11 protein-coding genes are annotated in these 13413 nt (G+C 65.0%); 6 read left to right on the top strand and 5 right to left on the bottom strand.

Annotated features, from left to right (window positions below; all coding sequences use genetic code 11):
• Window positions 1–7: 7 nt before the first annotated feature.
• The 4 genes from QFZ40_RS09570 to QFZ40_RS09585 are packed head-to-tail and all read right to left on the bottom strand — an operon-like array spanning window position 8 to window position 3970.
• The gene (locus QFZ40_RS09570) at window positions 8–367 is read right to left on the bottom strand and encodes a non-heme iron oxygenase ferredoxin subunit (protein WP_306904084.1); all 360 of its coding nucleotides are present in this window, start codon (window positions 365–367) and stop codon (window positions 8–10) included.
• 17 nt (window positions 368–384) lie between these two features.
• Window positions 385–1671, bottom strand: a complete 1287-nt coding sequence (gene sufD / locus QFZ40_RS09575; RefSeq protein WP_306904085.1) for a Fe-S cluster assembly protein SufD — start codon at window positions 1669–1671, stop codon at window positions 385–387.
• Window positions 1672–1673: 2 nt separating this feature from the next.
• On the bottom strand, window positions 1674–3137 hold the full coding sequence (gene sufB / locus QFZ40_RS09580) for a Fe-S cluster assembly protein SufB (RefSeq protein ID WP_214959237.1): 1464 nt from the start codon (window positions 3135–3137) through the stop codon (window positions 1674–1676).
• The gene (locus tag QFZ40_RS09585; RefSeq protein WP_306904086.1) at window positions 3137–3970 is read right to left on the bottom strand and encodes a helix-turn-helix transcriptional regulator; all 834 of its coding nucleotides are present in this window, start codon (window positions 3968–3970) and stop codon (window positions 3137–3139) included. The genes sufB and QFZ40_RS09585 overlap by 1 nt, the downstream gene beginning before the upstream one ends.
• Before the next feature lie 103 nt (window positions 3971–4073).
• On the opposite strand from QFZ40_RS09585, the gene QFZ40_RS09590 reads away from it, so the two are divergent.
• The 3 genes from QFZ40_RS09590 to QFZ40_RS09600 are packed head-to-tail and all read left to right on the top strand — an operon-like array spanning window position 4074 to window position 6791.
• A complete protein-coding gene (locus tag QFZ40_RS09590) occupies window positions 4074–5042 on the top strand; it encodes an ABC transporter ATP-binding protein (protein WP_306904087.1) in 969 nt (322 codons plus the stop codon).
• Window positions 5039–5839, top strand: a complete 801-nt coding sequence (locus QFZ40_RS09595; protein ID WP_306904088.1) for an ABC transporter permease — start codon at window positions 5039–5041, stop codon at window positions 5837–5839. Before QFZ40_RS09590 ends, QFZ40_RS09595 begins: the two co-directional genes overlap by 4 nt.
• Window positions 5840–5846: 7 nt before the next feature.
• Window positions 5847–6791, top strand: a complete 945-nt coding sequence (locus QFZ40_RS09600; protein ID WP_306904089.1) for a COX15/CtaA family protein — start codon at window positions 5847–5849, stop codon at window positions 6789–6791.
• A gap of 247 nt (window positions 6792–7038) precedes the next feature.
• Here QFZ40_RS09600 and QFZ40_RS09605 read toward each other — a convergent pair whose 3' ends face one another.
• Entirely contained in the window at window positions 7039–7998 is a 960-nt protein-coding gene (locus QFZ40_RS09605; RefSeq protein WP_306904091.1) for a heme o synthase, read from the bottom strand.
• 517 nt (window positions 7999–8515) lie between these two features.
• Between QFZ40_RS09605 and tkt the strand changes: the two genes are divergently transcribed.
• The 3 genes from tkt to QFZ40_RS09620 are packed head-to-tail and all read left to right on the top strand — an operon-like array spanning window position 8516 to window position 13413.
• The gene (gene tkt, locus QFZ40_RS09610; protein ID WP_306906888.1) at window positions 8516–10633 is read left to right on the top strand and encodes a transketolase; all 2118 of its coding nucleotides are present in this window, start codon (window positions 8516–8518) and stop codon (window positions 10631–10633) included.
• Between the two features lie 23 nt (window positions 10634–10656).
• Window positions 10657–11772 (top strand): transaldolase, encoded by a 1116-nt coding sequence (tal, locus tag QFZ40_RS09615; protein WP_306904092.1) that lies wholly within the window; start codon window positions 10657–10659, stop codon window positions 11770–11772.
• Between the two features lie 6 nt (window positions 11773–11778).
• Window positions 11779–13413: a glucose-6-phosphate isomerase gene (locus tag QFZ40_RS09620; protein ID WP_306904093.1), complete on the top strand. Its 1635-nt coding sequence runs from the start codon at window positions 11779–11781 to the stop codon at window positions 13411–13413.

Raw genomic sequence — 13413 nt, forward strand, 5'->3', positions numbered from 1 at the left:
ACGGCTGCTAGCTAAAGTTCGGGGCTTCAGCACCATTGACCACGTTGGTGAAGTCCACGTAGACCTCATCCCCGACGATCTCGACGGCGAACACCGGGACCGGATCGTACGCCGGCAGCTGCAGTGGTTCCCCGGTCCGCAGGTCGAACTGGGAGCCGTGGCCCCAGCACTCGATCATGCAGCCTTCCACCTCGCCCTCGGACAATGAGATGTCCGCGTGCGAGCAGGTATCGCCGATGGCGTGGATCTCGCCCATGGAGTCCTTGACGATGGCTACGGGGTAGTCATCGATCAGGATCCGCAGTGCCTGCTTGAGCTGGATTTCATCCACCTTGCAGACGAATTCGCCCTTTGGCTGGTCAGTCATCTGTAGTCCTGTGCCGTCTAGTTGTTCGTCACGGCGAGCTCGCGCTCAACAGCGTCCGTAAGACGCTCTTCGAGGGCGGGAACCTTGATCTGCTGGATGATCTCGTGCAGGAAGCCGCGGACCACAAGTCGGCGGGCAACATCCTCCGGGATGCCGCGTGCCATCAGGTAGAACAGGTGCTGGTCGTCGAGGCGGCCGGTGGCGCTGGCGTGGCCGGCTCCCTTGATCAGGCCGGTCTCGATTTCCAGGTTGGGAACCGAGTCGGCGCGGGCGCCGTCCGTCAGCAGCAGGGTGCGGTTGGCCTCGTAGCTATCGGTGCCTTCGGCTTCCTTACGGATGAGGACATCGCCCACCCACACCGCGTGCGCGTTGCGGCCCTGGAGCGCGCCCTTGTAGAGCACGTTGGATTTGCAGTTCGCCACAGCATGGTCCACGAAGAGCCGCTGTTCAAGGTGCTGCCCGGCGTCCGCGAAGTAGAGGCCGAACATTTCAGCCTCGCCGCCGGACTCCGTAAAGCGCGCCGAGGGCGTCACGCGGACCAGGTCTCCGCCGAGGCTGACCACAACGTGCTTGAGCTTGGCGTCGCGGCCGATTTTTGCTTGCTGGGAGGAGGCGTGGACGGCGTCGTCGTTCCATTCCTGGAGCGAGACGACGGTGAGGTCCGCGCCGTCCTCAACAATGATTTCAACGTTTTCGGAGACGACAGCCGTGCCCTGGTGATTCAGGACGACAACGGACTTGGAAAACTTTTCCGCGACGATCAGCAGGTGCTGCGCTGCGGCTTCCGTTCCCTGGCCTGTGATGGACACGTTGACCTCGGCGTCCGCCACGAATTCGGCCGGGACGGTGATCACGGTGGCTTCGCTGAAGTTCTCCCAGGCGTTGGCGGACACGCGGTCCTCCGGGATACCGGCAGTGCCGATGCGCTTGTCGCCGCGCCCCACGGTTTCCACCGTGATGCTGTCGGGACCGCTGACCTCGACGGCGGGAGCTGCACCGGCGAGGACCTCGCTGTGGAGCCCGCGGAGCCGCTTGAGCGGGGTGAACCGCCAGTCCTCTTCCAGCCCGGTGAGCGGCTTGAAGTCGGCCAGGTTGTAGGAGGTCAGGCGGCCGGCCCGTGAGCTGTCCGGGATGCCGACACCGCCGCCATGCGAATGGCTCTTGACGGCTTCACCCGCAAGCGGCGCCTTGGAGGCGGCAGCGTTGATCGGTGACAGGCTTTCGCCCTCTTCAGTGAAGCCGTTAATAAACGGCTGGGCTGAGGGCGCGCCGATGCGCGCCTTTTCGGTAGTGATTTCAGTCATCGTTATCCGACGGACCCTTCCATCTGCAGTTCAATCAGGCGGTTCAGCTCAAGTGCGTACTCCATCGGGAGTTCGCGGGCAATTGGTTCGATGAAGCCGCGGACGATCATCGCCATGGCTTCGTCCTCGCGCATGCCGCGGGACATCAGGTAGAAGAGCTGTTCTTCGCTGACCCGTGAAACGGTGGCTTCGTGGCCCATAACGACGTCATCCTCGCGGATGTCGATGTACGGGTAGGTGTCCGAACGGCTGATGGTGTCCACCAGCAGCGCGTCGCAGCGGACGGTGTTGGCCGAGTGCTTGGCGCCTTCACGGACCTGGACCAGGCCGCGGTAGGCTGCACGTCCGCCGCCGCGGGCGACAGACTTGGAGATGATGGAGCTCTTGGTGTTCGGAGCGATGTGCACCATCTTCGATCCGGTGTCCTGGTGCTGGCCGGCGCCGGCGAAGGCGATGGACAGGGTCTCGCCCTTGGCGTGCTCGCCCACCAGGTAGACGGCCGGGTACTTCATGGTGACCTTGGACCCGATGTTCCCGTCAACCCATTCCATGGTGGCGCCCTCTTCGCAGATGGCACGCTTGGTCACCAGGTTGTACACGTTGGTGGACCAGTTCTGGATAGTGGTGTAGCGGACGCGGGCGCCCTTCTTGACAATGATTTCCACCACGGCGGAGTGCAGCGAGTCCGAGGTGTAGATCGGAGCGGTGCAGCCTTCGATGTAGTGGACGTAGGAGTCCTCGTCGGCGATGATCAGGGTCCGCTCGAACTGGCCCATGTTTTCCGTGTTGATGCGGAAGTACGCCTGCAGCGGGATGTCCACGTGGACGCCCTTGGGGACGTATACGAAGGAACCACCCGACCAGACGGCGGTGTTCAGTGAGGCGAACTTGTTGTCGCCCACCGGGATGACGGTACCGAAGTACTCCTGGAAGATCTCCGGGTGCTCGCGCAGGGCGGTGTCGGTGTCCAGGAAGATCACACCCTGGGCTTCAAGGTCTTCACGGATCTGGTGGTACACGACCTCGGATTCGTACTGTGCTGCCACACCGGAGACAAGGCGGCTGCGCTCAGCTTCCGGGATACCCAGCTTCTCGTAAGTGTTACGGATGTCCTCGGGCAGGTCTTCCCAGGTAGCGGCCTGCTTCTCAGTGGAGCGGACGAAGTACTTGATGTTGTCGAAGTCGATGCCGGAGAGGTCTGCACCCCAAGTGGGCATGGGCTTGCGATCGAAGTACTTCAGGCCCTTCAGGCGAAGGTCCAGCATCCATTCCGGCTCGCTCTTTTTGTCCGAAATATCGCGGACAACCTCGTCGCTGATACCGCGGCGGGCGTTGGCACCGACGTCGTTCTTGTCGGACCATCCGTACTCGTAGGTGCCGATGCCGTGGAGCTCAGGATTCTTCTCCAGAATCTCCGAGATCACAGTGTCTTCGGCTACCGCTTTCTCTGATAGTTGGTCCGTCATCACGGCCTTTCTTGCTGATGGTTGTTTACTTCATTCAGGCTGGCGGGGGCGGCAACCGGGATTTGTGGTCCCATAGCAGCCAGCCGGCCTGTAGGTATGTGGGTGGTGCAGACGTGGCCGCCCCGTGCCAGCGTGGACAGCCTGCGCACATCAACGCCTACGAGCCGGGCAAAGACCTCGGTCTCGACATCGCAGAAGACGGGGAACTGGGCAGCGAGCTGCTGGATAGGACAGTGCCCCTGGCACAGCTGGACGCTCGAAAGCGCAGCGGGCAGCGGGGCCTTCGCCTCGATCGATGCGGCCGATGCAACGAAACCGTCCCGGCTTAATGCCTCGGACAGCGCCCGGGCGCGGGCTGTAATGTCCGGGCCGGCCTTCTCGATTTCGGGTGCGTAGCGGCGCTCCATGTCGGCAAAACGATCGACGGCGAACTTCCGCACTGCTTCGTCGCCTGCCATTTCCTGCAGCTGCTTGAGCGCGAGGGTTGCGATGTCGAGGTAGTCATTGCCCAGGCTGGACTGGCCCTGGGAGCTGAGGACGTAGCGGCGGGCAGGCCGGCCCGCGCCGGCACCGGCCCGGGCCACGCGCTTGACCTCGATGACGCCGCTGCGGGCGAGGTGGTCCAGGTGGCGCCGGACAGCGGCCGGGGTGAAGCCCAGCAGGTCGCCCAGTTCGGCCGCGCTGATCGGACCATGCTCCAGGACGGCGCTGAGCACCCGGTCACGGGTGCGCTCGTCCGCGTCTGCCCCGGGAACGGAGGCCATCTGGGCGCCGTCGGCGGTGCTGCGTCGCGCCCCGTGCCCGGCGAAAGGCACAGCAGTAGCGTTGGTCATGGAATACACAACACAATCATGTCGTAATTTAGTCCCTCCTTCCAGTAAGGTGAGGCTGGCCTAGGACGCCGCAACCAAGTACTACATCGCGTAGAATGCTGGGGTGCGTTCCCCAGAATCCCCCGTCCTGTCCATCAGCGGGTTAATCAAGGATGTCGGTCCGCTGGCCAGCCTGGACGGAAAAATGCTCCGGATAGTCAGCGGCGTCTCGCTGGCCGCCGAACCCGGCCAGGTCACCGCGCTCCTCGGAGCCAACGGAGCAGGCAAGACTACCACCATCGAGTGCGCTCAAGGCCTTCAGAGGCGTACCGGCGGAAGCATCTCCCTGCTGGGCCAAGACCCCGCCAACGCGGGCGCCGACCTGCGCTCACGCGTCGGCGTCATGCTTCAGGACGGCGGCCTCCCGCCGTCGGCCCGGCCCATCCCGCTCCTGAAGCACATCGCCGGGATGTATGCGAGACCCAGGTCCCTGGACGATCTGGTCCAGCGACTGGGAATCGACACTTTCAGCCGCACATCCGTGCGCCGGCTTTCCGGCGGACAGAAGCAAAGGCTGGCCCTGGCCGCCGCCCTGATCGGCAACCCCGAAGTCCTCTTCCTCGATGAACCCAGTGCCGGCCTGGATCCCCAGTCGCGGCAGCTGGTATTTGAATTGATTGCCGAACTGCGCGACGGCGGCATGGGCATCATCCTGACCACGCACCTGATGGACGACGCACAACGGCTGGCCGACTACGTGTACATCATCGACGCCGGGCGGAACGTCGCGGAGGGAACGGTGTCCCAGCTCCTTCAGCGCGACCCCGTTGTCGAAGCCGGCGCCGACCATGTCAGGACGCTCTTTTTTGAAGCCCCGGCAGGCCTGGACTTTACAGGCGTGCTCCCCGAATCCATCGCCGTCAGCGAGACCCGGGCAGGCAGCTACGTCGCCACCGGCGCCCTCACCCCGCAGGATCTTGCCTCGCTGGCAACCTGGTGGGCGGCCCACGGAGTAATGCCCGGCTCCATGAGCCTGGAGGCTCGCAGCCTGGAAGACGTCTTCCTGGACATCTCAGGAAAGGACATCCGATGAGCAAGCTGTCGTCCCCCTCCCTGCCGTCGTCGTCGGCCTCTTATTCCCCGACACCCCAGGCGGCGGCCCCGTTGCTGAGCCGCATCCTGCTGCAGGGAAAGTATGAATCCCTGACCATGCTCAGGAACGGCGAGCAGCAGATCCTGGCCGTGGTGCTGCCGCTCCTTGCCTTGGTGGGCCTGACAGTGACCCCCTTCCTGGACGGACTGGGTTCCAGCCGAATCAACGTTGCGGTCCCGGGCATCCTGGCGCTGTGCGCCATGTCCACTGCCTTCACCGGGCAGGGCATTGCCACCGGGTTCGACCGGCGTTACGGAGTTCTCCGGTTCCTGTCCACCACACCCTTAGGGCGCCCCGGCCTCATCGCGGGCAAGGTACTGGCTGTCCTGGCGGTACTGACAGTGCAGCTTGCCGTGGTCACGGCTGTGGCCTTGCCCCTGGGCTGGCGGCCGCCGGCTGAGGCCTGGCTTCCCGGCCTGGCGCTCCTGATCCTGGGCGCTGCCGCCTTCACAGCACTCGGGTTGCTGGTGGCGGGAACCGTCCGCCCCGAGGCGACCCTGGCCATCACCAACCTGCTGTGGATCCTGCTGGGCTCGCTGGGCGGGATCGTGATTCCCGCGGAACGGCTGCCCGCTGCCGCCCAGGCCATAGTGCATTACCTGCCTTCCGGCGCCCTCGGCGAAGCATTGCGGACAGCTTTCCTGCACGGCACGCTCAACCCCGTGGCCGCCGTTATCCTGTTGCTCTGGACATTCATTGCCGGGGCCGCAGCCATCCGTTGGTTCAAGTGGAATTGAGATACCCGTGAGCACGGCTTCACGCCTCCCCCAGTTAGCAGGCCGCTTCACGTCCAGGCTGCCCCGCACCGTTGATGTCCGCATCCGCCGCCTGGCTCTCGCGTCGCTGATCGGCCAGACGCTGCTGGTCGTCACCGGCGGCGCCGTCAGGCTGACAGCCTCAGGCCTTGGCTGCCCTACCTGGCCGCGCTGCACAACCACGTCCCTGGTCAACACCCCGGAGATGGGGATCCACGGCTTCATTGAGTTCGGAAACCGGCTGCTGACCTTCGCGCTGGCCGCTGTGGCCGCGCTGATGCTGGTCTACCTCTGGAACCTCCGGAAGGAACGCAAGGACCTCTTCCTGCTGGCGCTGGGCCTGCTCGCCAGCATTCCCGCGCAGGCAGTGATCGGTGGTATCACCGTCCTGACCAACCTCAACCCCTGGGTTGTTGGCCTGCACTTCCTCGTGTCCATGGCGCTTGTGGTGTTTTCGACGCTGCTCGTCAACCGGGCCTATGGAAGGACCGGCCGGTTCGCCGCTGTCCCGCTCCCCGCCCTGCCCGGCGTGCTGCGTCCGGTGACGGCCGCCGTCGCGGTTTTCTCCGCCCTTGCTGTGATGCTCGGCGTCGTAGTGACCGGCGCGGGCCCGCATGCCGGCGACGCCGATGCGCCCCGCAATGGCCTGGACTGGGACCTGGTTTCCCATATCCATGCCGTTCCGGCGTACCTGATCACCGCCGGAACTATTTTTGCGCTGGTGATGGTCATTGCCCGTCGAATCTCCGGGCCCTTCCGGACCGCTGCGCTGATGCTGCTTGGCGTCACCGTCCTGCAGGCGGTGATCGGCTTTACGCAGTATTACAACAGCATTCCCGTCTTGCTCGTGGCCGCCCACATGCTGGGTGCGGCACTGCTGATGGGTGCGGCAACCAACGCCGCCGACGTCGCCCGCTCGAGCCCCGTCAAGTAGCCCCACCGCCCCGACGCTCCCTCAGATCCTGCGGCCTTTCGAGGAACGCTCCCTCAGATCCTGCGGCCTTTCGAGGAACGCTCCCGCAGATCCTGCGGCCTTTTGAGGAACGCTCCCGCAGATCCTGCGGCAAACGGAAACCCTCACGCACTGAATGTGCGAGAGGGTTCCCGTGTTTTCTGCAAAAGGTGAGAGAGCGTCGAGGGAAAAGGCCCGAAAGGTGAGAGAGCGTTGGGTCAGGTTGGCCTTAGCCCACGACGGCTGACCCGATGAACGGATCTAAGGCCAGCGCGATGAAGAGCAGTGTGAGGTAGCTGATGGAGCCGTGGAAGACCTTCATGGCGCCCTTGTCGGACACGTCCCCGCCCTGCGCCCTGTTGTAGAGGGCGTGGGATTCGTAGAGGAACCAAGCGCCGGCGAGCACCGCGGTGGCGGTATATACCCAGCCGGCACCGCCTGCCGGCACCAACAGCAACGAGCACGCCACCATGGCCCACGCATACAGGACCACCTGGACCGAGACCACCCTGGCACCGGCGATGGCCCCGAGCATGGGCACGTTGGCATTGCGGTAATCCTCGCCGTAGCGCATGGAAAGCGGCCAGTAGTGCGGCGGCGTCCACAGGAAGATCACCATGAACAGGATGACGGCCGGCCAGTCCACAGAGTTGGTTACGGCTGCCCAGGCTATGAGCACGGGGAAGCAGCCTGCCGCACCGCCCCACACAATGTTCTGCGCGGTCCGGCGCTTGAGGATGATCGTGTAGATCACCACGTAGAAGAAGATCGCGCCGGCGCCCAGCCAGGCTGCCAGCGGGTTGGCGCCGAACCAAAGGATGGCAATGGCGGCCGCGCCGAGCAGCCAGGAGAAGATCAGGGCCTCCCGAGGCGTCACCTCACCCGTGACCAGCGGACGCTTCTCGGTCCGGTGCATCAGTTTGTCAATGTCGCGGTCGATGTAGCAGTTGAATGCTCCCGCACTGCCTGCAGCAAAGGCACCGCCCACCAGCGTGGCAAGGATCAGACCCAGGGAGGGGAATCCGCGCTCAGCGTAGATCATGGTGGGCAGGGTACTGACCAGCAGGAGCTCGATGACACGGGGTTTCGTGAGGGCGAGATACGCCTTGGCTTTGCGGCCCAGCCCCGATCCCCCTCGAGTCCGGGAAGCGTTCAGCGGCGTATCGGTTGTGCTCACGGTGGCAGTCACCCGTTCTGTTTGCGGTTCAGTCTGTGCTGTGCAGCTTGTGCGGCCGTGTCGTCCCGGCGCCCCCGAAAGTGCGCTCCAAGGGTTTGGGTAACGGCCCGAAGGACGCCGGTAACCCCTCGAAAGGGTCCGGCCAACCGGCATAAGCCTCCAAATATCATACCGTGCCCATTTAGGACAGATGCCGGGTTTATTGGCCCTGATGATCGCTCGCTGCCCGATTCGAGCAGATTAACTCAACCTCGCCCGGGGACGATTCACATAAGGCGAAATTGCGTCCATAAAATGAGATTTCCACTGCCCATAGAGTGGAATGGAGCTAAGCTGTCACCAGATCAGCACGCAGCAGGAAAGCGGTGGAAAACGCATTCTGACTGGCCGAGTGACTGAGTGATAGATCAACGTTTCGATGGTGAACGGCTGGTACACAACCGCAACGGGCGCCAACACCCCGCCTCCGTCCGGATCCCGCGTACCGCCCGCCGTCAGCACAGAGAGGGGCCCGGTTTTCGTGCCACATTTGGAAGAGCAAGAACTGTCATGGACCAGCTTGGACCAGCGCGCGGTGGACACTGTCCGCGTACTGGCTGCAGACGCTGTGGAGAAGGTCGGTAACGGCCACCCTGGCACCGCCATGAGCCTGGCCCCGGCCGCATACCTTCTCTTTCAGAAGCTCATGCGCCACGATCCGAGGAACCCGGACTGGCTGGGGCGCGACCGTTTCATCCTGTCCCCCGGCCACACATCGCTGACGCTGTACATCCAGCTGTTCCTCTCCGGTTACGGCCTGGAACTGAAGGACCTTGAGGCCCTGCGCACCTGGGGCTCACTGACCCCGGGCCACCCGGAGTACAAGCACACCGCCGGCGTGGAGATCACCACCGGCCCGCTGGGCCAGGGTCTTGCTTCCTCGGTAGGGTTCGCCTACTCGCAGCGCCGCCAACGCGGCCTGTTCGACGCCGATGCTGCCGCCGGCACCAGCCCGTTCGACCACACCATCTGGGTCATCGCTTCCGACGGCGACCTCCAGGAAGGCGTCACGGCCGAGGCTTCCTCCCTGGCCGGCCACCAGGAACTCGGCAACCTGGTCGTTATCTACGATGAGAACCACATCTCCATCGAAGACGACACCGACATCTCCTTCACCGAGGATGTCCTCAAGCGCTACGAGGCCTACGGCTGGCACACCCAGCGCGTCGACTGGACCAAGACCGGCGAATACAAGGAAGACGTGCAGGAGCTGTACTCGGCCCTGCTCGCCGCAAAGGCCGAGACCTCCAAGCCCTCCATTGTTTCGCTGCGCACCATCATCGGCTACCCGGCCCCCAAGAAGCAGAACACCGGCAAGATCCACGGTTCAGCACTGGGCGCCGAGGAAGTTGCAGCCCTCAAGGAAGTCCTGGGCTTCGATCCTGCCAAGACTTTTGACGTTGACCAGGACGTCCTGGCGCACGCCCGCTCCGTCGTGGACCGCGGCGCCGCTGCCCGCAAGGAGTGGGAAGAGTCCTTCAATGCCTGGCAGGCAGCGAACCCGGAAAGCGCAGCACTGCTGCAGCGTGTCGAAGCCCGCGAACTGCCTGAGGGCCTTGACGCCACGCTGCCCGTTTTCCCGGCGGGCAAGGACGTTTCCACCCGTGCGGCATCCGGCAAGGTGCTCAACGCGCTGGGCCCGGTCATGCCCGAACTGTGGGGCGGCTCCGCTGACCTGGCCGAATCCAACAACACCACCATCGAGGGCTCGCCGTCGTTCGTCCCGGCGTCCAAGCAGACCGACGCGTGGTCCGGGAACCCCTATGGCCGGGTGCTCCACTTCGGCATCCGCGAGCACGCCGCGGCGTCGATCGTGAACGGCATCAGCCTCCACGGCAGGACCCGCGCGTTCTCCGGCACGTTCCTGATCTTCAGCGACTACCAGCGTCCTGCCATCCGGCTCGGTGCGCTGATGGGCGTTCCCTCGCTGTACGTCTGGACCCACGACTCCATCGGCCTGGGCGAAGACGGTCCTACCCACCAGCCCGTGGAACAGCTCGCCTCGCTGCGCGCGATCGTTGGACTGGATGTTGTCCGGCCCGGCGACGCCAACGAGGTCGCTGCAGCGTGGAAGACCATGCTGGAGAACCACGAGAACCCGGCCGGCATCGTCCTGACCCGCCAGAACATCCCCACCTACGCCCGTGGCGAAGGCACCGCTGACGGCGACACCTTCGGTTCGACGGCGGGAGTCGCCAAGGGCGGCTACGTCCTGGCCGAGGCATCCAAGGACGGCGCGACAGTCCCGGCCGACGTCATCCTCATTGGCACCGGCTCCGAGGTCCAGCTGGCCGTCCAGGCCCGTGAGGCCCTCCAGACCGAAGGCATCGCCGCCCGCGTTGTCTCCATGCCTTGCGTCGAGTGGTTCAACAAGCAGGACGCCGCTTACCGCGAGTCCGTGCTGCCCGGCTCCGTCAAGGCCCGGGTATCCGTCGAAGCCGGGCTGGCGCTGGGCTGGAGGGAATTCGTCGGCGACGCCGGACGTTCCGTCTCGCTCGAGCACTACGGCGCTTCCGCTGACTACAAGCGCCTTTTCCAGGAGTTCGGCATCACCGCGGAGGCTGTCGCCGCCGCTGCCAAAGACTCCCTCGCTGGCCTGCAGGCCTGAACCCGATTCCAGGAGATACGAAAATGACTACCCCCACACAGCAGCTCTCCGACGCCGGAGTCTCCATCTGGCTTGATGACCTTTCCCGCAGCCGCCTCGAAACCGGCACCCTGCGCAAGCTCATCGAAGAGAAGAACGTTGTTGGTGTCACCACCAACCCGTCCATCTTCCACGCCGCCATCACCTCCGGCACGGACTACGACGCCACAATCGCGGCCCAGGCCGAGGCCGGTGCCAGCGTCGAAGACACCATCTTCGAAATCACCACCACCGACGTTGCAGACGCCTGCGACCTGTTCGCGCCCGTCGCAGCAGCGACCAAGGGCGTCGACGGCCGGGTTTCGATCGAAGTTGACCCGCGCCTGGCCTGGGACACCGCGGCCACGATTGCCGAAGCCAAGCACCTGTACAAGAAGGTCAACAAGGACAACGTCCACATCAAGATCCCGGCAACGCTTGAAGGCCTGGAAGCAATCACCGCCACGCTCGCTGAGGGCATCAGCGTCAACGTGACCCTGATCTTCTCGCTCGAGCGCTACCGCGCCGTCATCAACGCCTTCCAGGCCGGCCTGGAACAGGCCAAGGAAAACGGGCATGACCTGTCCCGGATCCACTCCGTGGCATCGTTCTTCGTTTCCCGCGTGGACTCCGAAATCGACAAGCGCCTCGACGCCATCGGCACGGAGGAGGCCAAAGCGCTCAAGGGCAAGGCCGGCGTCGCGAACGCCCGCCTGGCCTACCAGGTTTACGAGGAGCTCTTCTCCACCGAGCGCTGGGCGCTGCTGGCCGACGCCCGCGCCCTCCCCCAGCGTCCGCTGTGGGCTTCCACCGGCGTCAAGGATCCGGCCTACCCTGACACCCTGTACGTCACGGAACTTGTGGCACCGGGAGTCGTGAACACCATGCCGGAAAAGACCCTTGACGCCACGTTCGACCACGGCGTTATCACCGGCGACACCGTCACAAGCGCCTACGCGGACGCTAACGCCACCCTGGACGCACTTGAAGGCCTCGGCATCTCCTACAACGACGTTGTCGCCATCCTCGAGTCCGAGGGCCTGGACAAGTTCGTGGCCAGCTGGAAAGAACTGCTGGCCGATGTCGAAGGCGCCCTCGCCTCTGCACGGAAGGCTTCCTAACCCACGATGAGCACACTCAGCTACGACGCCACCGGTGCCGCACAGCAGGCACTCGAACAGCACCTTCCCACCCTCGTGGAGGACCGCATTGCCACCCGGATTTTCGCCAAGGACCATACGCTTTGGGGTCCCGACGCCGAATCCGAGTCGGCTGTCCGCCTCGGCTGGGTTGAGGCGGCCACCGTCTCGCAGCCGCTGGTGCCGGGAATCCTTGAGCTTCGCGATGCCCTGAGGGCCGAAGGTGTCACCCGGATCGTGCTTTGCGGCATGGGTGGCTCCTCTCTGGCCCCCGAGGTCATCGCCGGTACCGCTGGCGTAGAGCTGACCGTGCTGGACAGCACCGACCCCGACCAGGTCGCCGCTGCCCTTGCCGACCGGCTGGCCGAGACTGCCATTGTGGTCTCGTCCAAGTCGGGTTCCACCCTGGAGACAGACTCGCAGCGCAGGATCTTCGAGCACGCCTTCACCGAGGCGGGCCTGGACGCGAAGAGCCGGATCATCATCGTCACTGATCCTGGCTCTCCGCTCGACAAGGCTTCCCGCGAAGCCGGCTACCGTGCCGTCTTCAACGCGGACCCCAATGTGGGCGGCCGCTACTCCGCCCTGACCGCTTTCGGACTGGTGCCGTCGGGCCTGGCCGGGGTCGACATCCAGGCCTTCCTGGACGAGGCTGAGGAAGCCGCCGAGATCCTGAACGACGACGCCCCGGAGAACATCGGGCTCGCCCTCGGTACGGCACTCGGCGGAACCAATCCGCTGCGGAACAAGATTGTCATCGCCGAGGATGGCTCGGGCATTGTGGGCTTCGCGGACTGGGCCGAGCAGCTCATCGCGGAGTCCACCGGCAAGCTCGGCACCGGTGTTCTGCCCGTCGTGGCCGGCCCGTCGTCCCCGGAGGTCACCTCCGGTGCCGACGACGTCCTGGTGGTGCGGCTGGTAGCCGCGGATGCCGACGTCGAACTTGGCGAAAACGAAGTTGCCATCGCCGGTGGCCTGGCCACGCAGATGATGGTGTGGGAATTCGCCACCGCTGTCGCAGGCCGCCTGCTGGGCATCAACCCGTTTGACCAGCCGGATGTGGAGGCTGCCAAGGTTGCCGCCCGCGGCCTGCTGGACGCGCAGCCCGAGCCGACGCCGGCGGCGTTTGTTGACGGGGCGATCGAGGTCCGCGGCGGTGACTGGCTCGGCGCCGCATCAACGGCGGAGGAAGCAGTGGATGCACTGCTGGGAACCCTCGCCGGGGACAGCTACCTGAGCGTCCAGGCGTACTTCGACCGGCTCGCCTTCCCCCAGCTGGAAGGCATCCGGGATCAGCTGGCTGCAGTCAGCGGCCGTCCGGTCACCTTCGGCTGGGGCCCGCGCTTCCTGCACTCGACCGGCCAGTTCCATAAGGGCGGTCCGGCTATCGGGGTCTTCCTCCAGGTCACGGCGGCCCCCACCCAGGACCTCGCCATTCCGGACCGTCCCTTCACGTTCGGGGAACTGATCTCCGCACAGGCGGCCGGCGATGCCCAGGTCCTGGCCGGGCACGGACGTCCCGTCCTGCGCCTGCACCTGACCGACCGCGCCGCGGGCGTGGTGCAGCTGCAGGAGATCATCGCAGCGCTGGCCGCCCGGTCAGCATCCGTCACTGAGAGCTAA

This window comes from Arthrobacter pascens (assembly GCF_030816475.1).
Lineage (GTDB): Bacteria > Actinomycetota > Actinomycetes > Actinomycetales > Micrococcaceae > Arthrobacter > Arthrobacter pascens_B.